The 24,634-nt window shown below is 70.8% G+C and carries 26 protein-coding genes; 7 read left to right on the top strand and 19 right to left on the bottom strand.

Translation table 11 applies throughout. The features are described 5' to 3' along the window. The gene (locus AB0J90_RS00260) at nt 1–1,827 is read left to right on the top strand and encodes an IucA/IucC family protein (RefSeq protein WP_363590671.1); all 1,827 of its coding nucleotides are present in this window, start codon (nt 1–3) and stop codon (nt 1,825–1,827) included. Continuing rightward, nucleotides 1,824–3,200, top strand: a complete 1,377-nt coding sequence (locus tag AB0J90_RS00255; RefSeq protein WP_363590670.1) for a glutamine synthetase family protein — start codon at nt 1,824–1,826, stop codon at nt 3,198–3,200. Before AB0J90_RS00260 ends, AB0J90_RS00255 begins: the two co-directional genes overlap by 4 nt. Before the next feature lie 71 nt (nt 3,201–3,271). Here the strand turns inward: AB0J90_RS00255 and AB0J90_RS00250 are convergent, their stop codons facing one another. The 3 genes from AB0J90_RS00250 to AB0J90_RS00240 form a co-directional block, all read right to left on the bottom strand. Further along, complete coding sequence (locus AB0J90_RS00250) at nt 3,272–4,579, bottom strand: alanine racemase (protein WP_363590669.1); 1,308 nt, start codon at nt 4,577–4,579, stop codon at nt 3,272–3,274. A gap of 19 nt (nt 4,580–4,598) precedes the next feature. After that, the gene (locus AB0J90_RS00245; RefSeq protein ID WP_363591367.1) at nt 4,599–5,429 is read right to left on the bottom strand and encodes a helix-turn-helix transcriptional regulator; all 831 of its coding nucleotides are present in this window, start codon (nt 5,427–5,429) and stop codon (nt 4,599–4,601) included. 210 nt (nt 5,430–5,639) lie between these two features. Beyond that, nucleotides 5,640–5,879 (bottom strand): DUF397 domain-containing protein, encoded by a 240-nt coding sequence (locus AB0J90_RS00240; RefSeq protein ID WP_363590668.1) that lies wholly within the window; start codon nt 5,877–5,879, stop codon nt 5,640–5,642. 322 nt (nt 5,880–6,201) lie between these two features. Here AB0J90_RS00240 and AB0J90_RS00235 point away from each other — a divergent pair, with 322 nt between their 5' ends. Together AB0J90_RS00235 and AB0J90_RS00230 are read left to right on the top strand one after the other, a co-directional pair. Next, nucleotides 6,202–6,492 carry a hypothetical protein gene (locus AB0J90_RS00235; protein WP_363590667.1) on the top strand — a complete coding sequence of 97 codons (291 nt, stop codon included), beginning with the start codon at nt 6,202–6,204 and terminating at the stop codon, nt 6,490–6,492. Between the two features lie 283 nt (nt 6,493–6,775). Continuing rightward, entirely contained in the window at nt 6,776–7,705 is a 930-nt protein-coding gene (locus tag AB0J90_RS00230; RefSeq protein ID WP_363590666.1) for an EamA family transporter, read from the top strand. A gap of 165 nt (nt 7,706–7,870) precedes the next feature. Here AB0J90_RS00230 and AB0J90_RS00225 read toward each other — a convergent pair whose 3' ends face one another. The 16 genes from AB0J90_RS00225 to AB0J90_RS00150 form a co-directional block, all read right to left on the bottom strand. Then, nucleotides 7,871–8,311, bottom strand: a complete 441-nt coding sequence (locus tag AB0J90_RS00225) for a DoxX family protein (RefSeq protein WP_363590665.1) — start codon at nt 8,309–8,311, stop codon at nt 7,871–7,873. A 145-nt stretch (nt 8,312–8,456) separates the two neighbouring features. Beyond that, nucleotides 8,457–9,740: a HAMP domain-containing sensor histidine kinase gene (locus AB0J90_RS00220; protein WP_363590664.1), complete on the bottom strand. Its 1,284-nt coding sequence runs from the start codon at nt 9,738–9,740 to the stop codon at nt 8,457–8,459. Beyond that, nucleotides 9,740–10,411 (bottom strand): response regulator transcription factor, encoded by a 672-nt coding sequence (locus AB0J90_RS00215; protein WP_363590663.1) that lies wholly within the window; start codon nt 10,409–10,411, stop codon nt 9,740–9,742. The genes AB0J90_RS00220 and AB0J90_RS00215 overlap by 1 nt, the downstream gene beginning before the upstream one ends. A gap of 177 nt (nt 10,412–10,588) precedes the next feature. Next, nucleotides 10,589–12,100, bottom strand: coding sequence for a PQQ-dependent sugar dehydrogenase (locus tag AB0J90_RS00210; RefSeq protein ID WP_363590662.1), 1,512 nt, complete (start codon nt 12,098–12,100; stop codon nt 10,589–10,591). Between the two features lie 96 nt (nt 12,101–12,196). Beyond that, on the bottom strand, nt 12,197–12,661 hold the full coding sequence (locus AB0J90_RS00205) for a nuclear transport factor 2 family protein (RefSeq protein WP_363590661.1): 465 nt from the start codon (nt 12,659–12,661) through the stop codon (nt 12,197–12,199). A 70-nt stretch (nt 12,662–12,731) separates the two neighbouring features. Then, nucleotides 12,732–13,271 carry an aminoglycoside adenylyltransferase gene (locus tag AB0J90_RS00200; protein WP_363590660.1) on the bottom strand — a complete coding sequence of 180 codons (540 nt, stop codon included), beginning with the start codon at nt 13,269–13,271 and terminating at the stop codon, nt 12,732–12,734. Between the two features lie 155 nt (nt 13,272–13,426). Continuing rightward, nucleotides 13,427–13,897 carry a hypothetical protein gene (locus AB0J90_RS00195; protein WP_363590659.1) on the bottom strand — a complete coding sequence of 157 codons (471 nt, stop codon included), beginning with the start codon at nt 13,895–13,897 and terminating at the stop codon, nt 13,427–13,429. 130 nt (nt 13,898–14,027) lie between these two features. Continuing rightward, nucleotides 14,028–14,537, bottom strand: a complete 510-nt coding sequence (locus tag AB0J90_RS00190; RefSeq protein WP_363590658.1) for an SRPBCC family protein — start codon at nt 14,535–14,537, stop codon at nt 14,028–14,030. Between the two features lie 31 nt (nt 14,538–14,568). Beyond that, entirely contained in the window at nt 14,569–15,741 is a 1,173-nt protein-coding gene (locus tag AB0J90_RS00185) for a 4-hydroxybenzoate 3-monooxygenase (RefSeq protein WP_363590657.1), read from the bottom strand. A 19-nt stretch (nt 15,742–15,760) separates the two neighbouring features. Further along, on the bottom strand, nt 15,761–17,224 hold the full coding sequence (locus AB0J90_RS00180; RefSeq protein WP_363590656.1) for a benzaldehyde dehydrogenase: 1,464 nt from the start codon (nt 17,222–17,224) through the stop codon (nt 15,761–15,763). A 52-nt stretch (nt 17,225–17,276) separates the two neighbouring features. After that, nucleotides 17,277–18,884, bottom strand: a complete 1,608-nt coding sequence (locus AB0J90_RS00175) for a thiamine pyrophosphate-dependent enzyme (protein WP_363590655.1) — start codon at nt 18,882–18,884, stop codon at nt 17,277–17,279. Beyond that, nucleotides 18,881–19,711: an ABC transporter ATP-binding protein gene (locus tag AB0J90_RS00170; RefSeq protein WP_363590654.1), complete on the bottom strand. Its 831-nt coding sequence runs from the start codon at nt 19,709–19,711 to the stop codon at nt 18,881–18,883. The genes AB0J90_RS00175 and AB0J90_RS00170 overlap by 4 nt, the downstream gene beginning before the upstream one ends. Beyond that, nucleotides 19,708–20,502, bottom strand: coding sequence for an ABC transporter permease subunit (locus tag AB0J90_RS00165; RefSeq protein WP_363590653.1), 795 nt, complete (start codon nt 20,500–20,502; stop codon nt 19,708–19,710). The genes AB0J90_RS00170 and AB0J90_RS00165 overlap by 4 nt, the downstream gene beginning before the upstream one ends. Beyond that, a complete protein-coding gene (locus AB0J90_RS00160) occupies nt 20,499–20,645 on the bottom strand; it encodes a hypothetical protein (RefSeq protein ID WP_363590652.1) in 147 nt (48 codons plus the stop codon). The genes AB0J90_RS00165 and AB0J90_RS00160 overlap by 4 nt, the downstream gene beginning before the upstream one ends. Further along, complete coding sequence (locus AB0J90_RS00155) at nt 20,642–21,439, bottom strand: ABC transporter permease (RefSeq protein ID WP_363590651.1); 798 nt, start codon at nt 21,437–21,439, stop codon at nt 20,642–20,644. Before AB0J90_RS00155 ends, AB0J90_RS00160 begins: the two co-directional genes overlap by 4 nt. Next, nucleotides 21,436–22,398, bottom strand: coding sequence for an ABC transporter substrate-binding protein (locus tag AB0J90_RS00150; protein ID WP_363590650.1), 963 nt, complete (start codon nt 22,396–22,398; stop codon nt 21,436–21,438). Before AB0J90_RS00150 ends, AB0J90_RS00155 begins: the two co-directional genes overlap by 4 nt. Before the next feature lie 346 nt (nt 22,399–22,744). Between AB0J90_RS00150 and AB0J90_RS00145 the strand changes: the two genes are divergently transcribed. The 3 genes from AB0J90_RS00145 to AB0J90_RS00135 are packed head-to-tail and all read left to right on the top strand — an operon-like array spanning nt 22,745 to nt 24,629. Beyond that, the gene (locus AB0J90_RS00145; RefSeq protein ID WP_363590649.1) at nt 22,745–23,563 is read left to right on the top strand and encodes a CoA-transferase; all 819 of its coding nucleotides are present in this window, start codon (nt 22,745–22,747) and stop codon (nt 23,561–23,563) included. Next, nucleotides 23,560–24,351 carry a CoA-transferase subunit beta gene (locus AB0J90_RS00140; protein WP_363590648.1) on the top strand — a complete coding sequence of 264 codons (792 nt, stop codon included), beginning with the start codon at nt 23,560–23,562 and terminating at the stop codon, nt 24,349–24,351. Before AB0J90_RS00145 ends, AB0J90_RS00140 begins: the two co-directional genes overlap by 4 nt. Continuing rightward, the gene (locus AB0J90_RS00135) at nt 24,348–24,629 is read left to right on the top strand and encodes a hypothetical protein (protein WP_363590647.1); all 282 of its coding nucleotides are present in this window, start codon (nt 24,348–24,350) and stop codon (nt 24,627–24,629) included. The genes AB0J90_RS00140 and AB0J90_RS00135 overlap by 4 nt, the downstream gene beginning before the upstream one ends. Nucleotides 24,630–24,634 lie beyond the last annotated feature (5 nt).

Genomic DNA, 24,634 nt, shown 5'->3' with positions numbered 1-24,634 from the left:
ATGGACATGGTCATCCCACCCGGCCTGGCCCCCGGGACCTGGCAACGGGTCTGCGCCGCGCTCGCGGTCAAGATGGTCGCCGAACTCGCCTTCGAGCAGGCGCTGACCCCGGCCCCGCTGGGCGACGGCCGTTACCGGGTGCCGGTCCTGCCCGACGTCGGGTACGAGTTCCGGGGCCGGCCGGTCGCCATGGACTCGTGGCGGATCGAGCCCGACTCGCTCGTCCGGGTCACCGACGGCGGGAACGAGCCGGCGGACCCGTACCGGCTGCTGCTCGACCTGCACCGGGCGTGGGGGCTGGATCCGGCGGTCACCGCACTGACCGTGACCGAACTGAGCGCTACCCTCTCCGCCGACGCGTGGCTGCTGCACACCGGGCTACCGGTCGCGGAACTGGCCGAGCTGCCACACCTGGAACTGGAGGGTCACCAGACCGGCCACCCGTGGATTTTCGCGAACAAGGGCCGGGTCGGCTTCTCGTACGCCGACCGGGCCCGGTACGCACCCGAGTCCCGCCACGCGGATCCCCTGCACTGGATGGCCGTGCACCGGGACCTGGCCAGCTTCCACGGCGTACCTGGGCTGGACGAGGCGACGCTGCGCGAGCGGGAACTGGACGGCGCGACCCGGCAGCACTTCACCGACCTGCTCACCGACCAGCGGCTGGATCCGGCCGAGTACGTCTGGCTGCCGGTGCACCGGTGGCAGTGGGACGAGGTGGTGTTGCCGCTGTTCGCGGCGGAGCTGGCCCAGCGGCGGATCGTGCCGTTGGGCGAGGCGCCGGACCGATACCGGGCGCAGCAGTCGATCCGTACGTTCGGCAACGTGTCCCGGCCGGACCGGTTCGACGTGAAGCTGCCGCTGTCCATCCTGAACACGATGGTCTACCGGGGCATCCCCACCGAGCTGGTGCACGCCGCCCCGTACGGCACGACCTGGATCCACTCCATCCGGGACGCCGATCCGTTCCTGCGCGACGAGTGCCGGGTCGTCCTGCCCGGTGAGGTCGCCGCGGTGGCGGTCCGGCACCCGGTGTTCGAGGCGTTGCCGCAGGCGCCGTACCGCTACCGGCAACTGCTCGGGGTGATCTGGCGGGAGCCGGTGGCGGCCAGTCTCGACCCGGGCGAGCGCGCCCGTACCCTGGCCGCGTTGCTGCATGTCGACCCGGCCGGCCGGGCGTTCGTCGCGGAGCTGGTCGAACGCTCCGGGCTGGCGCCGACGCGGTGGCTGGCCGCGCTCTTCGCCGCCGTGCTGCCGCCACTGCTGCACCTGCTCTACCGGTACGGCATCGGCTTCAACCCGCACGGCGAGAACGCGATCGTCGTCTACGACGGCGGCGACGTGCCGGTCCGGTTGGCGGTGAAGGACTTCGTCGACGACCTGAAACTGCTCGACGAGGACCTGCCCGAGTACGCCGACCTGCCGGCGCAGACGCTGGGCGTACTGATGCGGTTCGGGGCCGAGGAACTGTCCGGGTCGATCGTCAAGTCCTTGCTGATGTGCCACTTCCGTTACCTCGCCCCGCTCTGCGCCGAACAGCTCGGTGTGCCGCAGGACGAGTTCTGGCGGTTGGCGCGCGCCGAGATCGTGGCGTACCACGCCCGGTTCCCGGAACTCGCCGAGCGCTTCGACCGGTTCGACCTGCTGGCGGCCGAGTTTCCTCGGGTCTGCCTGAACCGGGAGCGCCTGCTGCCCGGCGGCTACCACGACCGGGCCGAGCGGGACGCCTCGTTCCACCTCGATGTCGCCCCGGTCCCGAACCCGCTGCACCTGCCGCCGGTCGACCCCACTGCCGGTTTCCCGGTCGGCCCGGAGGGGATCCGATGAACACGAACCCGTTTCCGATGCCGGTCGAGCGCCTGCGCGCCGAGGTGGCCGCCGGTCGGATCGACAACGTCATCGTCGCCGTACCCGACCTGCAGGGACGGTTGCAGGGGAGCAGGCTCGACGCAGAGCATTTCTGCGAGCGGGTGCTCGTCGACGGCTTCGCCGCCTGCGTCTACCTGCTCGCCGTGGACGTGGAGATGAACACCGGACCGGGCTACGCCGTCGACCCGTGGGCCGCCGGCTTCGGCGACCTCAACCTCACCCCGGACATGGGTACGCTGCGCGAGCTGCCCTGGGATACGGGCACCGCCCTGGTGATCGCCGACGCGTACTGGCCCGACGGCCGGCCGCTCGGTTTCGCGCCCCGGCAGGTGCTGCGGACCCAGCTCGACCGGCTGGCGCAACGGGGACTGACCGCACACGCCGGCACGGAACTGGAGTTCATCCTGTTCCGGGACAGCTTCCAGGAGGCACACGACCGGGACTACCGCGGTCTGCGTACCGCCACGCGGCACAACGTGGACTATTCGCTCGCCGGGGTGACCGAGGTCGATCCGGTGCTGCGACGGATCCGGCGTGAGATGACCCGGGCCGGCCTGAAACTGGAGTCCGCGCGGGGCGAGGTCCACCCCGGCCAGTACGAGATCGTCTTCCGGTACGCGGACGCGCTGACCACCTGCGACAACCACGCGCTCTACAAGACCGGGGTACGTCAGATCGTCACCCAGGAGGGCCTGGCCGTCACCTTCATGGCCAAGTACGACGAGGGCGAGGGCAACTCCTGCCACGTGCACCTGTCGCTGCGCCACGTCGACGGCACCCCGGTCTTCGCCGGTGACGGCACCGGGGACAGGGCGGGCATGTCCCCGCTGATGGAACACTTCGTCGCCGGACAACTCGCCGGGCTGCGTGAGCTGACCCTGCTCCAGGCGCCGAACATCAACTCGTACAAGCGGTTGGCGCCGGGCGCGTTCGCCCCGACCGGCGTCGCGTGGGGGCGGGACAACCGCACCTGCCCGATCCGGGTCGTCGGTACGGGCGACTCGCTGCGGATCGAGCACCGGGTGGCCGGCGGCGACGCGAATCCGTACACGGTGGTCGCCGCGATCGTCGCCGCCGGCCTGCACGGCATCGACCGGGAACTGCCACTGCCGCCGGCCCAGTCCGGCAACGCCTTCGCCGCCACCGACCTGCCCCGCCTGCCGGCGTCCCTGGCCGAAGCCGTCCACCTGTGGGAGAACAGTACCCTCGCCCACGACGCCTTCGGCCCCGAGATCGTCACCCACTACGCCGCCGCCGCCAAGGCAGAACTATCCGAATACGCCCGCGTAGTCACCGACTGGGAACGCCACCGAGCCTTCGAACGCCTCTAACCCCCACCCCACCCCGTTGACCATGAAGTTAGCTACGGAAAATCGGCCGGAAATTCGCGCCAACTTCATGATCAACGCAAAGGGTCAGGGGAGGTCAGGGGAGGGGAGGGGAGGAGGGTGCGGGTGGCTGGGGGGTGGGAGAGGAAGGAGGGCATGGCGAACTCCCAGCCGTAGGAGCCGGCCATGGGGAAGACGATCTGGTCGCCGGCACGGACCGCCGTGACAGTCACGTCGCGGGCGAGGGTGTCCTCGGTGGTGCAGAGTTCGCCGACCACGGTGACCGGTTGGTCCCGTACCTCGGGGCGGGGGTACGGATGCGGCCAGTCGGCCACCGGCAGGACCGCGAACCGGTGCGGGATGTCCCAGGAGGTCGGCAACTGGAAGTGGTTGATGCCCCCGCGCAGCACCACGAACCAGGTGCCGTACGTCTGCTTCACGTCGACCACCTCGGCGGCGTACCAGCCGGCGTCGGTGACCAGGTAGCGCCCCGGCTCGAAGAGCACCCGGCAGTCCGGCGGCGGTGCGAGGTCGGCGAGCCGGCTGCCGAACTCCTTGACGTCGAACGGCTGCTCGCCACCGAACGGCACCCCGAGCCCACCGCCGACGTCCACGAAACGCAGGGCCAACCCGTACGCCTCGGCGGTGCGTCGGCTCCAGTCCAGGCACCAGGCGACGTACGCGGCGTGGGCGGCGGCGTCGAGGTTGTTGCCCACCACGTGTACGTGGAAGCCGACCACCCGCAGCCGGGGCAGGGTCGCGGCCAGCCGCAACACGTTCGGCACCTCGGCCTCGGGAATGCCGAACTGGGTGGCCGATCCACCCATGGTCAGCGCGCCGCTGACCGACACCGCCTGCGGGTTGACCCGCAGCGCCACGTCCACCCGTCGGTCCAGCCGGTCGGCCACGACCTGTAGGCGGTGCAGTTCGAGCGCGCTCTCCACGTTGACGAGGTCGACGTCGAGGTCGACCAGCCGGTGCAGCAGTCGTTCGGTCTTGGCCGGCCCGGCGGCCACCATCAGCCTGCCGTCATCGCGCGTTGTCGAATCTGCCGAGGGCAGGTGTCCGTCCAGTGTCGCCTGCACGTGCCGGGCCAGGGTCGCCTCGGCGGCGGAAGCGACCTCGAAACCGTCGACGTACGGGGCGAGCGCGTGCACCAGCGGGGGATAGGAGTTGGCCTTCACCGCGTAGCAGATCCGGGCCCAGTCGGGCAGGGCCGTACGCAACTCGGTGGCTCGCCGGATCGCCGCCGCCGGGTCGTACAGGTAGCCACTGGCCGGCTCGGCCGCGCCCGTACGGGACAGCAGGTGGTCGCGGACAGCCGGGGGCAGGTCCGATGCGGTGAGTGCCGGTCGCCCGGCGGCGGAGGGGGGCAGGTCCAACGCGTCAGCTCGTTGTAGCTCAGCGGTCGAGGTCGGCCAGGATGCGGGACAGGATGTCCGGCGTACGGGCCGGCGGTTCGGCCTCCACGCAGACCCGCTCCATCGCCGCGGCGTAGTGGTCGACGTCGTCCCGCTTGTCCAGGTAGAGCGCGCTGGTGAGCTGTTCGATGTAGACCACGTCGGGCAGGTCCCGGTCGGGGAAGCGCAGGATGCTGAACGCCCCGCCCGCCGCGGCGTGCCCACCGGACGCGAACGGCATCACCTGGAGCCTGACGTTCGGCAGTTTGGTGGCCTCGATCAGTGCGTTGATCTGGCCCCACATCACCTCGGGACCGCCGATCGGCCGGCGTAGTGCGGCCTCGTCCACCACCGCCCAGAGCTGCGGTGCATCCGGGCGGGTGAGCAGTTGTTGCCGGGCCATCCGCAGGTTGACCCGGCGCTCGACCTCCTCGCGCGAGGCCGCCCGATGGCCGAGCAGGACAACGGCACGGGCGTAGTCGCGGCTCTGCAACAGGCCGGGGATGAACTGCACCTCGTAGGTACGGATGAGCGACGACGCGGCTTCCAGGCCGAGGTAGGACTGGAACCACTGGGGGAGGATGTCGCCGTACCGGTGCCACCAGCCAGGCTCGTTGGCATCGCGGGCGAGCCCGAGCAGCACCGCGCGTTCACCGTCGTCGTGTACGCCGTAGAGGGTCAGCAGGTCCGCGACGTCACGTTCCTTGAAGCCGACCCGGCCCAGCTCCATCCGGCTGATCTTCGACTCGGAGGCCCGGATCTCCCACCCCGCGGCCTCCCGGGTGACCCCGTTGGCCTCGCGGAGCCGGCGCAACTGTGCGCCGAGCAGCATGCGCAACACGGTGGGACCGGTGGCGGTCTCGCCGTCGGGCCGTGTAGTCGTCATGCACCTACCTCCCGATGCTGCGCGCGGCCAGGACGGCCGGCTTTACTGCGGCGTAAGCATGCCATGACCGCGTGCTGTACGGGATCAACGGGAGGGTTCGAATATCAGCGGGTCTCCCACCCTCGGAAGGGCCCGATTTTCACCGGGTCCGGGCGATCATCCGATCAGGTGGTCGAAGTCGCCGTCCCGTGCGCCGAGGATGAAGGCGGTGATCTCGGCCGGGGTGTAGATCAGGGCCGGACCGTTCGGGTCCCGGGAGTTACGGACCGCAATTCCCGCGCCACCGGGTAGCTCCGCGAGTTCGACGCAGTTCCCGCTCGGATTGCTGCGGCGACTCTTCCGCCAGGCGATGGGCGGTAGCTCGGTGACGGGGATCCCGTTGTATGGCTGATTCATCGAAGTCTCTCTCAACGGCCAGGACAGGCCGGGTGTCGGTCAGGTCGCAGCCCGGGATCCTGTTCCCGGGCGGAGGTGGGCGGCGCGGTACCGCTCCTTCTCTCGACCGCTTTGCATGGTCATCTGCACGTGCATCTGCTCTTGCGTCTGCATCGCACAGCGAGCATGATAGCGCTTGTGTAGGTGTGCCCGGTTACTCACGGTTAGTAATTGGAGGGTGGGTCGGCCCGTGACGAAACAACTGCTCGGGGTTACCGCCAACCGAGCCCGCACGTGCGCTGACCACCCGACAAGCCGCGCAACGACAGGAGGCTAGGTAGAGATGGCCGTACCGACCATCGACCCGAACCAGCGTGACCCGCACGACGTGGTGCCCACCGACAGTTACCAACCGACAGACCCGGTCTGGATCTTCCGTTCCGGCACCTGGCGCGCGGGTGTGGTCGAGGTTGCCTCGGCGGGCGCCGCCACGGTCACCTACCGGCCCAGTGGCGCCCGGGGTACCGGTGTGGACACCCTGACCGCCCGGTACGTGCTGCCGCGCGCCGACCTCGATCCGCTCGACGCGGTGAGTGGCATGCAGCGCCGCCTGGACGTGGCCGAACTGCGCTGATCCGTTCCGGCTCGGGCGCCCCGACGACGCGGCGCCCGATGCCGTCGAACGTGACCCGCCCGGCCCCTGCTCCGCGCGCGGCTTCTCGAATACGTGCCGCGCGCGGTTGTGGTTAGAGTGGCGTTGTGCACCGACGCTTCCCGATCACTCCGCCGCCCCGCTCCTGAGCGGGGCAGTGCGCTCTTCGCGTCACGCCGTCTGAGCTGACGTCGCCCGTACCCGGGCCGGTTCGTCGTGCCCCGCTTCCGCGACCAATTCCTTCTCGTCGCAGGAGCGTTTTTTCATGCTTGTTTCTTCAACGCCGATGGCGGCTGCTCGTCGCCGTACCGGTGTGGGTCTGTCCTATCTCGCCCTGGCCGGGGTGCTCTGGGGAACCGGCGGGCTGCTCGGCAGCCTGTTGGGCCGGCACGCGGGTCTGTCCCCGGTGGCGGTCGCCACGTACCGCCTCGCGGTGGGCGGCGTACTGCTCGTCCTCGTGCTCCTGCTCTCCGGTCGGCCGTTGCCACGCGGTCGGGCGGCCTGGTCCCGCATCGTCGTGCTGGGCATGCTGTTCGCCCTCTACCAGGCCTGTTACTTCGGGGCGGTGGCGCTGACCTCGGTCTCACTGGCCACCCTGGTCACCATCGGTACCTCGCCGGTGCTGGTGCTGGCGGCCGATTGGGTGACCACCCGGCGCAGGGCGAGCCGGCGGACGGTCGGCGCGGTCTGCCTGGCCGTCGTCGGCCTGGGCCTGCTGGTGGGCCTGCCCGCCGGTGGGTACGCACCGGGTGCCGTACTGGCCAGCGCGGGGCTGGCACTGCTCTCCGCCGCAGGCTTCGCCACCGTCACCCGGCTCGGTGCCAGGCCGGTCGTCGGGTTGGACGAGCAGGCCGCGGTCGGGCTCGGATTCGGTGTCGGTGGACTGCTGCTGGCACCGATCGCCGTCTCCACGGTCGGGCTGGGTTTCCAACCGAGCCTGCTCACCGTGGGGCTGCTTGTCGCCCTGGGGGCCGCACCGACCGCGCTGGCGTACACGTTCTACTTCCGTGGCCTGCGCACCGTGGGTGCCAGCACGGCGGTGGTGCTGGCGCTGCTGGAGCCGTTGACCGGCGCCCTGCTGGCGTCGGTCCTGCTGCATGACCGGCTCGGTGCGGCCGGCGTCGCCGGGGCGGCCCTGCTCGCGGCGGCGGTGGTGCTCGCCGGGAGCGCGTCCGGCCGGTCCGAGCCGAGCTGACCGGGCCCGGCCGGTCGGGTCGGTTTCGTGTTGCACCCGGGCGGTTCCGGCGCCGGGGCGACACGGCCGGTCTGCGCCGATGCCGGTGCACGTGGCCGGCGGGCACGACCGGGTTCCCCGGGGTGCCCGCCGGCCGACGCGGTCGAGCGGAGCCCGCCCTCGTTCTCAGGCCACCGACGCGGGTTGCGGTGCCGACCGACGGGACCGCTGCAGGGCGGACAGCCCGCGGTCGAGCGACCATGGCCCGGGGCCGAGCACGGCGATCAGCAGGAACGACCAGCAGAACAGTGCGGACAGTTCACCGCCGTTGTTCAGCGGCAGCAGGTCGTCCGGCTGGTGGACCACGAAATAGGCGTACGCCATGGAGCCGGAGCAGAGTACGGCGGCCGGGCGGGTACCGAGTCCGACCAGCACCAGCAGCCCGCCGACCAGTTGGATGAGCGCGGCCCACCAACCGGGCCAGGTGCCGAACGGGATGGCCTCGCCCGCGCCACGGCTGCCGCCGAAGACGCCGAACAGCGACGACGCGCCGTGCAGCGTGAAGAGTAGGCCGACCACTATCCGGTAGAGGGACGTGACCAGGTCGGGTAGACGGAGGGACTGCACAATGACCTCCTCGCGGATCAGCGAATAGAAGTTTTGTACATGTCGTTTTTCAGATTGATTTCAAAGGTCATCGATATGTTGGCGCCGGATTGGGCCGATCGGACGCGTCGCACCGGGGGGTCGCGTCGACGAACGTGTCGACTCGCTACGTGTCGGCTCCGAGTTGCCGCACACGTTGCCACCTGACGCCCCGGAGCTGTCCCTGTGTCGACGCGGGGAACCGGGTCGTGGGAAGCCGTACCGTGAAGATCGCGCCACGGCCCGGATAGCCCTCGGCCGCGATCGTGCCATGGTGGCTGGTGACGACCTCCTGCAGCAGGGCCAGCCCGAGGCCGAAGCGCTGGTCGCCGGAACCCGCGCCGCGGTGGAACCGGTCGAAGATCCGCCGCGCGTCCGCCTGGTCGAAGCCCTCGCCGGTGTCCGCGACCACGATCTCGGCGTAGCCGTCGCGGGCCTGTAGCGCCAGGTGGATCCGGCCGCCAGCGGGAGTGTGGACCAGCGCGTTGGCGAGCAGCTCGCCGACGACCCGGCGCAGCGCCGACTCGACCCCCGGTACCGGTAGTGGCCCATCGGGCGCCTCGACGGTGACCGTGACCTGGCGCTCGGCGGCGCGTTCGGTCTCCGCGGCGACCGTCGCCCCGACCAGCGAGGTGAGGTCGACCGGCGGGTTCGGCTGCTGGCCGCTGGGAGCCGCGGCGAGTTGGGCGGAGAGCAGCAGGTCGTCCACGATTTCGCCGAGTCGCCGGGTGGTGCCGACCAGTCGTTCGAGATCGTGCAGGTCCGTGGACGACCTGCCGGTACGCGCCCGCTGGGCCAGCAACTGGGCGCGGGTGTGTACCTGGGCGATCGGAGTACGCAGTTCGTGACTGGCGTCCGCGACGAAGCGGCGTTGACGGGTGAGTGCCTCCGCGAGCGGTGCCACGGCCCGGCGGCCGACGAGCACGCCGGTCAGTGTGGCGGCGAGCAGGCCGACCGCTGCCGCGAGGCTGAACGCGAGCAGCAGGTGCCGCCGGTCGGACAGCTGGAAACGCGCGTCGAACACCGCCTGCACCACCGTGTCGCCGCGGGCCGCCGTACGCACGTGGTAGACCGTCTCGTTGCGGGTCACAGTGGTGATCTCGGTGGCCCCGGTAGCGGCCACCGTCTCCAGCGCCTTCCGCACCGGAAAGCCGGGGGGCGGCGGATTGGTGCCGGTGTCCACGGTGCTGCCGTCGTACTGGAAGATCCAACTGCAGGCGGGTGGACCGGCGATCGTGCCGTACGTCGTGCCCCACTCAAGCTCACGCTGGATCTGGGCCTCCTGGCTACGGATCAGCGCCGCGTACGAGATGCCCCCGCCCAGCAGCAGCAGCGCGCTGATGGACAGGCCGACCAGCAGGCCGATCCGTAGCCTGGCCCGCCGGACGATCCTCCGCTCGGCCGAATCCATCAGAGTGTGCCGAGCCGGTAGCCGAGCCCGTGCACCGTCCGGATCACCGCGCGGCCGAGCTTGCGCCGAAGGTAGTAGACGTAGGTGTCCACGATCGATGCCGCGGCGGCCTCGTCGAAGACACGGCGGCGCAGTTCGGTCCGGGGGTGCACGGCGCTCGGCCGGGCCGCCAGCACCCGCAGCAGCTCGAACTCGCGAGCGGACAGCGCCACCCGCGTCCCGTCGGCCAGCACGACGTCGCGCGGCGCAAGGTCGAGCAGCCCGGAGCCGATCCGCAGCACCTCGGTGGAGTCGGACGCACGCCGGCACAGCGCCCGCAGCCGGGCGCTCAGCTCGTCCAGGTCGAAGGGTTTGACCAGGTAGTCGTCGGCGCCCGCGTCCAGCCCGGCGATCCGGTCGTCGACCGTGCCGAGCGCGGTGAGCATCAGCGTCCTCGCCGGGACCGCCCGCGAGCGCAACCGGGCGATCAGGTCGAGGCCGTCGAGCGCGGGCAGCAGTCGGTCGATGACCATCACGTCGTACGGTCGGGTCAGCCCGAGATGCAGGCCACGCTGACCGTCGGGTGCGCGGTCGACGAGGTAGCCCTCGTCGCTCAGCGTCTCGGTGAGCAATTCCGTGAGGTCCGCGTCATCCTCGACCAGCAGCAGCCGGTTTGATCTTCCGCCGCGCATTCGTCAACAATCGCATAGGTCGAGCCCGATGAAAGCAGTGATAGTTGTCTCTTGAATCATTCGAACCGGACCGGGCCGACGTGCGTGCAGCAATGGTCGATTCTTGATTCTGTGCCCCCGCGGCTGTGGGGGTACGGCTGCCCGCCGTGCCGGCGGTCGACCGGCCGGCACGACGGGTCAGCCGGCGCCGCAGACGGTCCCGTTCAAGCGGAACTCGACTGGTCGCGGGGTGTTGCCGGAGTGGTTCGCCTGGAAGCCGAAGGTGGTGCTGGCGTTGGTGGCGATGGTGCCGTTCCAGGCGGCGTTGCGCGCACTGACGTTCTGGCCGGTCTGGGTGATCACCGAGTTCCACCCGCTGGTGACCTGTTGGGTTCCGGCGAACGCCCAGGTCAGGGTCCAGCCGTTCACCGCGGGCCCGCGGTTGGTGATGGTCACGTTCGCGGTGAACCCGCTGGCCCACTGGTTCGTCTGCCAGCCGACGGTGCAGGAGCCGAGACCGGTCGGGGGCGGTGTGGTCGGCGGGGCCGTCGTCGGCGGTGCGGTGGTAGGCGGGGCGGTGGTAGGCGGGGCAGTGGTGGGCGGGGGCGTGCTGGTGGGCGGAGGCGTGGCGTCCAGCGGCGGGAAGCGCAGGATCCGGTCGTCGGTCGTGGCCGGCGTACCGCGCCCGTCACGGTTGCTGGTACTCACCCAGAGCGAGCCGTCGGGGGCGTACACCACCGTGCGCAGCCGGCCGTACGCGCCGGTCAGCTGGGCGACCGGGGTGCCGGCGCCGCCGTTGCCGGTCAACGGTACGGTCCACAGCCGGGTGCCGCGCAGAGCGGCGACGAAGAGCCGGTTGCCGGCGATGGCGGCACCACTGGGCGAGGCCTCGGCCGTGGTCCAGGTGACGATCGGATCACGGAAGCGCGGGTCGTTCGCCCGGCCCTCCACGGTGGGCCAGCCGTAGTTGCCGCCGGGCACGATGTAGTTGACCTCGTCCCAGGTGTTCTGCCCGAACTCGCTGGCGTAGAGCCGGCCCTGCGCGTCCCAGGCCAGACCCTGCACGTTGCGGTGGCCGAGGCTGTACACCAGTGAGCCGGCGGTGGGGTTGTCCGGGGGTACGGTTCCGTCCGGCCGCATCCGCAGGATCTTGCCGTTGCGGCTCTGCGGGTCCTGTGCGCTGGCGGTCTGGTTGGCGTCACCGACCCCGGCGTAGAGCATCCCGTCCGGACCGAACCCGATCCGCCCGCCGTCGTGGACGGTGGCCCGGGCCAGGCCGGTGAGGATCGGTTGCTGGGTCTGCGGCGCGGTCAGCCGGAAGCGGACGATCCGGTTGTCGCTGGCGGAGGTGAAGTACGCGTACACGTAGCCGTCCTGGCCGTAGGTGGGCGACACGGCGAGCCCGAGCAGCCCGGCTTCACCACCCGCCGAGACCCCGGAGATCAGCGCCACCTGCTGGGGTGTCTGACCGGGACGCACCTGGAGTACGCGGGCGCTGTTGCGCTCGGCGACCAGGGCACTGCCGTCGGGCAGGAAGGCCATGCCCCAGGGTGTCTGGAGGTTGGTGGCGACCACCTGGGGACGGCTGAAGTCGAAGTCTCCGATCGCGGCGACACCGGCTCCGCCGGCTGCCGGCGCCGTCACGGCGACCAGCCCGGCGATGCCGACGCCGAATGCGGTGGCCAACCCGACAACGAGGCGACCTCTCATCTCCACCCTCCCGAACTACGACGACGACCGTCAATTCAATGACGGATGTCAATGTAACACGGGATGCGTGGGAGCGTGCCCATCGACGATGGTCGTTCAGTCGCGGGCCGCCAGGAACTTGTCCAGCCTCTGCCGGCCGGTCTGCTGTAGCACCCGCCGACCGGCCGGCGTGATCGCCAGCAGTCGTCCCTTGAGGCCCAGCGCCTGCGTAGCCCACCGCCGTACGTCGAACTCGTCACGGTGGGTCAGGATCAGGCCGTCGGTGAAGGTGAAGCGGGAACGTACGTCGTTGCGCACGGTCCGACCGCCGAACGGGTACGTGGCGACCCAGTGCGCCGAGCCGCCGCTGTCGTCCGCGACGATCTCCGACACCTCGACCTCGGCCCGGGCCCGCGCGGTCAGCATCGACCACATGCCCCGCACCTCGCGGGCGTCGAGATCGGGGAAGAGCGGGTCGGAGAACCGGGCCCGGTCGGAATAGCTGGCACCCATGGTGGTGCCGTCACCGGCGGCCAGGGCGGCGTAGAACCGGGTGAGCAGGGCGACGTTCGGATGTTCCACGGGTACCTCGGGTCGGGCGAAGCGCCGGTTGGCGTCGGTGGTTGGCGTCGGTCGGCGCGGGTGACGCCGGTCAGTCCGGCGGCAGAGCCGCGCGGAGCAGCAGGATATCGTCGCGGTCCTTGTCCCGGCGCGTCATCCCGGGCACCCATACCGGCATCATCCGCTTGATCTCGATCTGGGCCGGCGCCGCGATGATCGGACAGGTCAGACCGGCGAGCCGGCCCGGTGCCGCGTCGAGCATGCCGTCCGGCCACGGCTCACCTGCGTAGGGCCCACCGGCCACCACGACCCGACCGGTGTCGTCCCGGTCGAGCAGGGCGATGCCCAGTTCGACGTCGCCTCGGACGAGGTCGCGCTGCTGTTCCGGGGCTGCGTCACCGGTCGGCCCGAAGCCGAGTACGGCCAACGCTTCGGTCAACCTGTCCGCGTCCGCCGCCCAGCAGAACCAGTCGACGTCCACGTGCTCGCGGGTCCGTGACCCGAGGAAGAAGTCCATCGCCCAGCCGCCCCGCAGCCAGACCTCGATCCGCTCCCGCTCCGCCACGGCCAGCACCTCGGCGATCGCCCGCAGTTGCCGCTCGGAGAGCGCGTCCCGGTCCCGCTCGTGCATGGAAATCCGTATCCCCGTTCCCGGTCGTCCGCTGTCCGCCCAGCATCGCCGGCCCACGGCCATCGTCGGTCCGCCGAGCCGATCATCGACCGGAAACGATAGCGGGTCGGGAGGCGGCGCCGGTTCGCATGATCGCGTTCGCGGCGATGGGTCTGCTAGCCCGCGCCGGTAGCCTCGTCGGTCAGGGTGAACAGCCAGCGTGCCGGGTCGGCCGGCCGATGGCGGCGGGGCCGGAATGGCACTTTGCCGAGCCCCTGCCCGGCGTCGCCGAAGCGGAACTCGTACGACTCTATCCGGTCCGCGGTGGGCGACACCGCCAGTGCGCCGAGGAACGGCTCCGCCCACTGACTGCGTCCCTTGCCCCAGATCATCATCGCCCGGATCTCGAGCCCGAGCGGGGAGGTGACCACGACGGAATCGGGGAGCAGACCGTCGACGTACCGGTGGCGGTTCCAGCCGGGGTGGTCCCGCAGCAGCCCGTTGAGAAACCATTCCAGTTGGGCGCAGATCCGTTGCAGCCGTTCCTGTCCGGCCACCGAGCCGCGATCGGTCATGGCGAGATATGCCCGTACGCCGACCGCGAGTTCGGCGCGAAGATCGTCGAGTGCGTTGTCGGATTCACCCACGTCGCCACCCCCGCGACGAACGTGGATGTGGACGAAGCATATTCATGGCGTTCAGTGTGGCGTAGTTGGCGTACGTTTTCTGCCCGGTGTCGCTTTATCGCCCGCCGACCATGGTCAGTTCGGCATTCGACTATCCCTTTGACGCGGTACCGGGTCCGTCCGGCGCAGCGGCGGCCAGCGCCCGTACAAGATGAGTGTTGCGCTGGTCGATCAGGCGGCGCATGTATCGCCGCAGGAAGACGATGGTCACCACCCACCCGAGCGGTCCGGCTGGCGCGGTGAACTCGATTCGGTCCACCATGACCGTGCTGCCCGGAGCGCCATCCGTGCCGTCGTCGGGCTCGTCGGTGAACAAATGCTCGTGGTACCAGCGCCGGAACGGGCCGCTGACCTGCTCGTCCACGAACCGGTGCGGGCGGTCGTGGACGGTGATCCGAGAGGTCATCCGCCAGGTGACGCCGAAGTGCCGGGCGGCCCAGGTGACCGTGTCACCGAGCGCCATCGGACCGTGGGCGACCCCGGCGACCACCCGTTCCCGCGCGGTGAGCATCGAGGCGGTGTGCGCGTCCACGTCGATCGACAGGTCGAAAACCCTCGCCGCTGGCGACGGCACGACAGTGCTCAGCTCGATGATCGCCACGGCGGCAACCTATCCCGTACGTCGTTGCTGGTCACACCTCGGGCAGGCCGACGTAGTTCTCGGCGAGGCTGGTCGCGTACGACCGGGAGGTGGCGACGTAGCGCAGGGTGGACAGTTGGAGCTGCACCTCGTACGGGTCGTGGCTGTCCAGCCGGTGCAGCATCGAGGTCATCCACCAGGAGAAGTGCTGTGCCCGCCAGACCCGACGCAGGGCGGTACGGGAGTAGTCGCGCAGCAGGTCGTCGCGACCGTCCGCGTACCAGGCGGCGAACGCGTCGCCGAGCAGCGCCACGTCGGCGAGCGCGAGGTTCATCCCCTTCGCGCCGGTCGGCGGCACGATGTGCACCGCGTCCCCGGCGAGGAACAGGCGCTCCCACTGCATCGGCTCGACCACCAGGCTGCGCATCGGGGTGATGCTCTTCTCCAGGATCGGTCCCGCGTTCACCGACCAGCCCGGCACTGTCTCCAGCCGGGTACGCAGCTCCGCCCAGATCCGCTCGTCGGGCCACTCGTCCAGTTGCTCGTCCGGGTCCACCTGCAGGTAGAGCCGGGACACCTCGGGCGAACGGAGGCTGTACAGCGCGAAGCCCCGCTCGTGGTTGGCGTAGACCAGTTCCTTCACCGCTGGCGCGGCGGCGGCGAGTACGCCCAGCCAGGCGAACGGGTAGGCCCGCTCGTACGAGGTGAGCACCCCGCCCGGGACCGAGCCGCGACTGACCCCGTGCGACCCGTCGCAGCCGGCGACGAAGTCGCAGTGCAGCTCCACGTCGTGACCGCCCTGCCGGAACCGGATCACCGGCGTCGACGTGTCGAGCCCGTGCAGGCCGACGTCGTCGACCTCGAACACGATCCGACCACCGGCCGCGATCCGGGCACTGATCAGGTCCTTGACCACCTCCTGCTGCCCGTACACGGTGATCGCCCGGCCGGTCAGCTCGGTCATCGGCACCCGGTACGCCTCACCGGCGAAGCGCAGCTCGATCCCCTCGTGCCGGCTTCCCTCGCGGGTCAACCGGTCCCCGAGCCCGCTGTCGCGCAGCAGGTCCACCGAGCCCTGCTCCAACACGCCGGCCCGAATCCGGCGCTCGACGTAGTCCCGGCTGCGGCGTTCGATCACCACCGAGTCGATGCCGCGCAGGTGCAGCAGGTGCGACAGCATCAGTCCGGCGGGTCCGGCACCCACGATCCCGACCTGGGTACGCATCGGTTTCTCCTATGGTGGCTCAGAACGGGTACCGGGTGATGGCGCCCTGCAGGGTGACCCACTGGGTCTCGGTGAAGGCGTCCACGTTCGCCGCCGCGCCGCCGAACCGGGCCCCGGTGCCGGACGAGCCGACGCCGCCGAACGGGGCCACCGCCTCGTCGCCGACGGTCTGGTCGTTGATGTGCACGATCCCGCTGGGAATCCGCTCGGCCAGGTCGAGGGCCTTCATCACGTCCCGGCTGAGGATGCCGAGCGAGAGGCCGTAGTCGCTGTCGGTGGCGAGGGAGACCGCCTCGTCGAGGTCGCCGAAGCTGATCACTGGTGCGACCGGTCCGAAGACCTCCTGGGCGAACGCGGGGGTGCCGGGGCGAACCCCGGCGAGCACCGTCGGCCGGTAGAACAGCCCGTCGTAGGTGCCACCGGCGGCCAGCGTCGCTCCCTCCCGGACACTCGCCGTGACCAGGCTGTGTACCTTGTCCCGCTGATGGGCGTCGATGATCGGGCCGAGGGCCACCCGGTCGCGGGCCGGGTCACCGACCATCAGCCGGTCGGCGTGCTCGGCCAGCTCGGTCACGTACCGCTGCGCTACGCTCTCGTGCACCAGGTGCCGGCCGGTGGTCATGCAGATCTGTCCCTGGTGCAGGAACGAACCCCACGCCCCGGCCGAGACCGCGAGGTCCAGGTCGGCGTCGTCGAGCACGATCAGGGCCGAGTTCCCGCCGAGTTCGAGGTGCGCGCGCTTGAGGTGCCGGGCGGCGGCCTGGCCGACGGCGCGACCGGCGGCGGTGGAACCGGTGAAGCTGATCACCCGTACGTGTGGGTCGGCGACCAGTGCCTCGCCGGTCTGCGCCCCGCCCGGCAGCACGTGCAGCAGTCCCTCGGGGAGTCCGGCCTCCTCGAACACCCGGGCGATGGACACGCCACCGCTGACCGCCGTACGCGGATCGGGTTTGAGCACCACGGCGTTGCCCAGGGCCAGGGCCGGGGCGACCGAGCGGATGGCCAGGATGAGCGGGAAGTTGAACGGTGCGATGACACCGACCACACCGACCGGCACCCGGCGGGCGAGGCTCAGCCGGGGCGAGGTGGACGGGATGACCTCGCCGAGCGGGCGGGACGGCAGGGCGGCGGCCTCGTAGCACTCCTGGGCCGCGATGTGCGTCTCCAGTTCGGCCTTGGGCGGGATCGCCCCGGATTCGCGGACCACCCAGTCGCCGACCTCGGCCGCGTGCTGTTCCCACAGCTGGCCGGCCCGGCGCAGCACCGCCGCGCGTTCTTCGAAACCGGTCGCCGCCCAGGCACGTTGGGCGGCTGACGCGCGGGCGCAGGCGCGGCTCACGTCGTCCGGCGAGGCGATGCCGGTGCGACCGAGTTCGGCCCCGGTCGCCGGCTCGACGACCGCGGCGTCACCGCCGTCGGCCTTGCCCCAGCCGTCGCTGAAGACCTTGCCGTGCCAGGTGGTGGTGGGGTCGAGCAGAGTCACCGGGTCCTCCTTCTCGCGGGTGGCAGGCTGGGCTGGGCCTGCCGGGACGGGCTCAGGGTTCGAAGTGCGGTTCGGTCGCCACCCGTACGTCGAGCAGCAGCGGTTCGGTCCGGTCGGCCAGCGTCGGCACCACCTCGTCGAGTACGGCGAGCAGGTCGGGGTGATCGGTGATCCGCCGCGCGGGGCAGCCCAACGCGCCGGCCAGCCCGGCCACGTCGATCTCGTCGAACGCCGGCCAGGGCGGCTTGCCGCCGTGCTTCTCGGCCAGCCGGTCCATGATCGCGTAGCGTCCGTTGGAGAGGATCACGTACAGCACGCCGCAGCCGTACCGGGCCGCGCTCCACAGGCCCTGGATGGCGTAGAGCGACGATCCGTCGCCGAGCACGGCCACCACCGGCCGGCTCGGGTCGCCGAGGCGGAGTCCGGCGGCGGCGGGCAGGCCGAAGCCGAGACCACCCATGGCCGCGCTGACGAAGCCGCGGGGCTGCCGGGCCGGCAGCATCCGGTGCAGTTGGGGACGGGTGGACGGGGTCTCCTCGACCAGCACCACATCGGACGGCAGCCGGGCGGCCAACGCGGCGAACACGTGCCCGGCCCGCAGCGGCGCACCGTCGTCCGGTGCGTCGAGCACGTCGCCGCCTGCCGGTCGTGCGCTCGCCGGCACCAGCGGGCGATCCGGCAACAGTCTGGCCACGGCCGCGCAGAACGTCGCCGGATCGGCGAGTACGGCCAGTTCGGCGCTGCTGTGGTGCAGTTCGGCCGGGTCGTCGGAGAGCACCGCGACCCGCATCCCGACCGGCACCAACGGTCCAGGCTCGTACGGGTACTGCCGGAACGCTCCGGTACCGACGACGAGTGCGACGTCGTGCCCGCTGAGCACCGCCCGCAGGCGGGACCGCCCGGCCGGCAGGTGCCCCGCGAACCGCGGATGGTCCTGCGGAAAGCCGGCGCGGGCACCGAACGCCTCCTGCCACACCGGTGCGTCCAGCCGCTCGGCCAGTTCGACCAGCGCGTCCCAGCTCGCCCGGTCGTCCGCGCCGGCACCGACGACGAGCACCGGGGCGGACGCGTCGGTGAGCAGTCGGGCGACCTCGTCGGCGGCCGGACCCGGTGCCGAACCCGAACGTCGTACGGTGCTCGGCGCGGCCAGGCCCAGCGACGGGTCGAGGTCGGCGTACCAGTCGTCCATCGGCACCACCACCAGGGCCGGACCCCGCTGCTGACCGGCCTCGTGCCAGGCCCGCCGGATCGCCGTCGGTACGTCCTGCGCCAGCACCGGTTGGTCCACCCAGACCGGGTACGGTCCGGCGAGCCGGTCGAGTTGGCCGGCGAGGAACGGCTCCAGGGCCAGATGGCGGCGGTCCTGCTGGCCGACCACGACCACCAGCGGTGCCCGGTTGACCCGGGCGGTGGCCAGCGCGCCGACCGCGTTGCCGAGCCCGGCGGTGGTGTGCAGGTTGACGAAGGCCGGCGCCCCGGTGGCGATCGCGTACCCGGTGGCCAGCCCGACCACCGATCCCTCGTGCAGGCCGAGCACGAACTCGAGGTCGTCGGGGAGGTCGGCGAGGAAGGCCACCTCGGTCGAGCCGGGGTTCGCGAAGATCCGGCGCATGCCGTACTCGCGCAGCAGCGCCCAGGTCGCCTCGCGGACGGTGGTCATCGCGGGTCTGCCGGTCGGCCGTCCTTCGCCCGCTGGATCTGCCCGAACACGTGCGCCCGCAGTTCGGCGAAGCGGGGCGACGAACGGGTGCCGAGCTGGTCGCGTACGGCCGGCAGGTCGATCGCCACGTCGTCCAGCACCACGGTCGGTGAACTGGACAGGACCAGCACCCGCTGACCGAGGTAGACCGCCTCGTCGATGTCGTGGGTGACGAACAGGATGGTCACCCCGAGCCGCTGCCACAGCGACCGGACCAGGTCCTCCAGGTCGGCCCGGGTCTGCGCGTCGACCGCCGCGAACGGTTCGTCCATCAACAGGATGTGCGGCTCGTACGCGACCGCGCGGGCGATCGCCACCCGCTGCTGCATGCCGCCGGAGAGCTGCCATGGGTGGGCCGCGTGCACGTCGGCGAGACCGACCGCGGCGAGTGCTTCGTCGACGAGTTCCCGGCGCCGGGCACGGGGCAGCTTCTTCTGCTTCAGCGGCAGTTCGACGTTGTCCCGTACGGTCATCCACGGGAAGAGGCTGCGGCCGTACTCCTGGAAGACCACGGCCATGCCGGGCGGCGGACCCGCCACCGTGTTCCCCTCCAGCACCACCGCTCCGCCGGTCGGCGGGAGCAGGCCGGCGATGCACTTGAGCAGGGTGGTCTTGCCGGCGCCGGAGGGTCCGACCACGCAGACCAGTTCGCCCCGGCCGACGGAGAAGGTCAGGTCACGGACCGCCTCGACCGACCGGCCACGGCCGTCGTAGACCTTGCGGATGGCGCGTACGTCGAGCAGCACACCACCGTCGGCCTGTGCCTGGGTTTGCGTCATAGTGCTCATCGACTCCCGCCTCGCTGCGCCTGGCGCAGCCCGAAGTACCAGTGGAGGACCCGCCGCTCGAAGACCCGCATCAGCAGCGCGAGCAGGTATCCGAGCAGGCCGAGCAGCAGGATGCCGGTCCACATCTCGGTGACCGCGAACGACCGTTGGAACCCGATGATGGTGAAGCCGAGCCCATTGCTGGCCGCGAACATCTCGCTGATCACCATGAGGATGATGCCGATCGAGAGGCCCTGGCGCATGCCCGTGACGATCTGCGGGCTGGCCGAGCGGACCACCAGGTGCCAGAGCCTGGCCGGGCCGCGGATGCCGTAGCAGCGGCACGTCTCGGTGAGGACCTCGTCCACCGCGCGGACGCCCTCGACCGTGTTGAGCAGGATCGGCCAGACCGCGCCGGAGACGACCACCAGCACCTTCATCGAGTCGCCGATGCCGGCGAAGAGCATCAGGACCGGGATCAGCACCGGTGGCGGGATCGCCCGCAGGAACTCCAGCACCGGTTCACAGAAGGCGCGCAGCGCTCGAGAGGAGCCGATCAGGACGCCGAGCCCGACGCCGAGCAGCACCGCGACGAGGAATCCGATGAGTAGCCGCAGCACGCTGGGCAGTACGTCGTCGGCGAGTCGGGTGGAGTGCAGCCAGACGTCGTCGAAGATGGACAGGATTTCCGACAGCGGCGGCAGGTAGTAGGTGGTGCTGTCGGCGGAGGTGACCCACCAGAGCGCCAGCAGCGCCACCGGCAGGGCGAGTACGGCCAGCACGCCCCTGACCATCCGGACAACCAGACTCACGCCGCCTCCTCGCTTCGCTCGTCGCCGACGTCGACCCTGAGCCGACCGGTGACCTCGCTGCGCTCGCTCACGCCGCCTCCTCGCTTCGCTCGTCGCCGACGTTGTTCCCGAGCCGATTTGGTGACCTCGCTGCGCTCGCTCACGCCGGCACCTCGCTGCGGATCGACGGGTGCCAGGCGAGCAGCCAGCGCTCGGCCAGCCGGGCCAGCATGTTGACCGCCACCCCGAGCAGTCCGGTGACGATGACCAGCGCGTACATCTCGGCGACCGCGCCGCCGGACTGGGCGGTGCCGATCGCGTTGCCGAGGCCGGGTGCGCCGATGACGAGTTCGGCGGTGATCGCCAGGATCAGCGCCACCGCGGCGGCGAGCCGGACCCCGGTGAGTAGGTACGGCAGTGCGGTGGGCCAGGTGACGTACCTGATCCGGGCCCAGCGGCCGAGACCGAACGTACGGGCGGTGTCCTGGGCGACCGGGTCGACGTCCTGTACGCCGTAGAGCACCTGGATCAGCACCTGCCAGAACGAGGCGTAGACGACCAGCAGCAGCACCGAACGCAGGTCGGTGCCGAAGAGCAGCACGGCCAGCGGGATCAACGCCACCGACGGGATGGGCCGGAGGAACTCGATGGTGGAGGCGGTGAACTCGCGCAGCACCGGCACGGTGCCGATGACGAAGCCGAGCACGACGCCGAGGGCGACCGCGATGGCCAGGCCGAGGAACCAGCCCCGGACGGTGTCCCCGGCAGCGGTCCAGAATGCCGGTTCGCCGAGCAGTTCGGTCAGCGCGACCGCGATCCGGCTCAGCGGCGGCAGATAGTCGGGGGAGACGAGCCCGCTGCGCGGCACCGCCTCCAGCACGGCCAGGAAGGTCGCGAAGCCGAGTACGCCGAGCAGCGTGTGGCCGCCACCGACCGGGCGCCGCCCTCCAGCACTCACGGCAGCAGTTCCGAGATGTCGACCTTCTCCTTGATCAGCCCGTCGGTCAGCATCAGATCGGCCATCACCTGCACCGATTCGCGGTTGATCTCGGTCGGCCAGGCGGGCAGGGTGATCTGCTCGGTCACCGCAGCCTCGATCTTGGTGTAGCTCAGCAGCACCTTGCGGGCCTCGTCCGGGTGCTCCTGCGCGTACTTCAGCGAGGTCTCGATCGCGGCCTTGAACCGGCGGGTCAGGTCGGCCTGCTCGTTGACGACCTTCTCGCTGGTGAAGTACGCCGCCACGGTCATGTTCGGCGCGGTGTCGACGAAGTTCGAGGCGACCACCCGGGCACCCTGGTTGCGGGACACGGTGAAGAACGGCTCGACGATCCAGGCCGCGTCGACCCGCTTGGCGGCGACCGCCGCGGGCATGTCGGGAAAGGGCAGCTCGACGAACTTCACCTTGGTGGCGTCACCGCCCGCCTTGCGGATGGAGGCGCGCACGGTGGTGTCGCCGACGTTCTTGAGGTTGTTGACCGCGACGGTACGGCCCGCGAGGTCGGCCGCGGTCTGGACCGGACTGCCGGGCGGGACCACGATGCCGCCGAAGTCCGCGTCGGCCTTGCCGGTGGACGAGTTGCCCACCGCGATCGCCTTCAGCGGCAGCCGCTGGGAGCGGGCCAGGATGAGCGAGACGACGTTGCCGAAGGCGAAGTCGAACTCGCCGCTCACCACGCCCGGTACGGCTGCGGCACCGCCGGTGGTGTTGACCACCTCCAGCTCGATTCCCTGCTCGCGGAAGAAACCCTTCTCCTTGCCCAGGTAGAGCGGTGCCACGTCGACGATGGGGATCGCGCCGACCTTGACCCGATCCGGTCCGGCGGAGCCGTCGTCGTCGCCGGTTTCGTCGGCGGAACCGCAGGCCGCCGCGCCGAGCATCAGGATGGCGGCGATGGCACTGACCATGAGACGGCGCATGAGTCGCTCCTGCGTCCGGTGGTCCTGCGCGGACCGAGGGGGACGGGCCTCGACCGGAAGCCCTTGAGGGTGTTCGGAAGCGGTGGGTGGTGGTGTTCGGAAGCGGCGGCGGTGTTCGCAAGGCGAACGGCTGTTCTCATTTAGAACGTTGGCATGTGGTGAGCCTCACGTCAAGGCCTCGTCCCGACACGTGCCGGCCACATTTCCGCAACGGCTCCAACGTCCTTTGAGGAGGCCTCCGACCTCGTTGACGGAACGCCTCGCCGGCCGCTACGTTCGAATTGAGGACGGCAGTCCGCATGCCGAACACTTGGCGGCGGCTCGGAAACGAGGAGGCGGAAGGCCGATGGCGAAACTCGTCTCGCTGTCCGAGGCAATCGCGGAGCTGGTGCACGACGGGGACGTGGTCGCCCTCGAAGGCTTCACCCATCTCATCCCGTTCGCCGCCGGCCACGAGATCATCCGCCAGCGACGGCGCGACCTGACCCTGGTACGGATGACCCCGGACGTCATCTACGACCAGCTCATCGGCATGGGCTGCGCGAACCGGCTGGTCTTCTCCTGGGGTGGCAACCCAGGCGTCGGCTCCCTGCACCGGTTCCGCGACGCGGTGCAGAACTCCTGGCCGGGCCGCCTGGAACTGGAGGAACACAGCCACGCCGGGATGGCCAACCGGTACGTCGCCGGCGCCTCCGGCCTGCCGTTCGCCGTACTGCGCGGCTACACCGGCACCGACCTGCCCCGGCACACCCCGAACATCAGGACCATCAGCTGCCCGTTCACCGGAGAGCTGCTGACCGCCGTACCGGCGCTGCGGCCCGACGTCACCGTGGTGCACGCCCAGCGCGCCGACCGGGCCGGCAACGTCCAGCTCTGGGGCATCACCGGGGTGCAGAAGGAGGCGGTGCTGGCCGCCCGCCGATCCCTGGTCACCGTCGAGGAGGTCGTCGAGCGGCTGGAACCCGTACCGGGTCAGGTGATCCTGCCGGCCTGGGTGGTCAGCGCGGTGGCCGAGGTCCCCGGCGGCGCACACCCGTCGTACGCACAGGGCTACTCGGTCCGGGACAACGGCTTCTACCTCGGCTGGGACGAGATCAGCCGGGACCGGGACACCTTCCGCCAGTGGATGGAGACACACGTGCTGGAAGCGGTTGAATCGGAATGAGTGAGGGCCTGGACACCGCCGGCCGTCCGGACTGGACGGCGGACGAGATGATGACCGTCGCCGCCGCCCGGCAACTGCGCGACGGCAGGTCCTGCTTCGTCGGCATCGGACTGCCGAGCACGGCGGCGAACCTGGCCCGTGCCACGCACGCCCCGAACCTGATGCTGATCTACGAGTCCGGTTGCCTGGGCGCGAAACCGGACCGGCTGCCGCTCTCCATCGGCGACGGCATTCTCGCCGACACCGCCGACTCGGTGGTCTCGGTGCCCGAGGTCTTCAACTACTGGTTGCAGCCCGGCCGGATCGACGTCGGCTTCCTCGGCGCCGCCCAACTCGACCGCCTCGGCAACCTGAACACCACCGTGATCGGCGGCAGCTACGACGACCCCAAGGTACGGCTGCCCGGGGCCGGTGGCGCGCCCGAGATCGCCGCCTCCTGCCGCGAGGTGATCGTCGTGGTCCGGCAGACCCCGCGTACGTTCGTCGAGCGGGTCGACTTCGTCACCTCGGTCGGCTACGGCCGGGGACCCGGCGACCGGGAACGGCTCGGACTGCGCGGCGGTGGCCCCCGGCTGGTCATCACCGACCTCGGTGTCCTCGAACCCGACCCGGACAGCCTGGAGTTGACCCTCACCCGGCTGCATCCGGGCGCCACCGTGGAACGGGCCCGCGCGTCGACCGGCTGGCCGCTCGTCATCGCCGACGACCTCGGCACCGAGCCCGCGCCGACCGAGGCCGAACTCACCGCGCTGCGCGCCCTCACCGCCACCCTGGACGGTGCCGCATGACCGGTGAGGTGTACCTGGTCGACGCGGTCCGCACCCCGATCGGCCGGTACGGCGGCGCCCTCGCCGGCGTACGCCCCGACGACCTGGCCGCGCTCAACCCCGACCTGGTCAACCCGCAGGGCGGGGCGATCGCCCTGGGACACCCGCTCGGCTCGTCCGGGTCACGCATCCTCGGCTCACTCGCCTGGCAACTGCACCGCCGCGGCGGCGGCTTCGGGCTGGCCGCCATCTGCATCGGCGTCGGCCAGGGGCTGGCCGTCGTGCTGGAAGCCTGTTAGGAGGG

This window comes from Micromonospora sp. NPDC049523 (assembly GCF_040676775.1).
GTDB lineage: Bacteria > Actinomycetota > Actinomycetes > Mycobacteriales > Micromonosporaceae > Micromonospora_G.
Note: the sequence above shows the minus strand (reverse complement) of the source record. Positions and strands in the feature narration are given on the sequence as shown.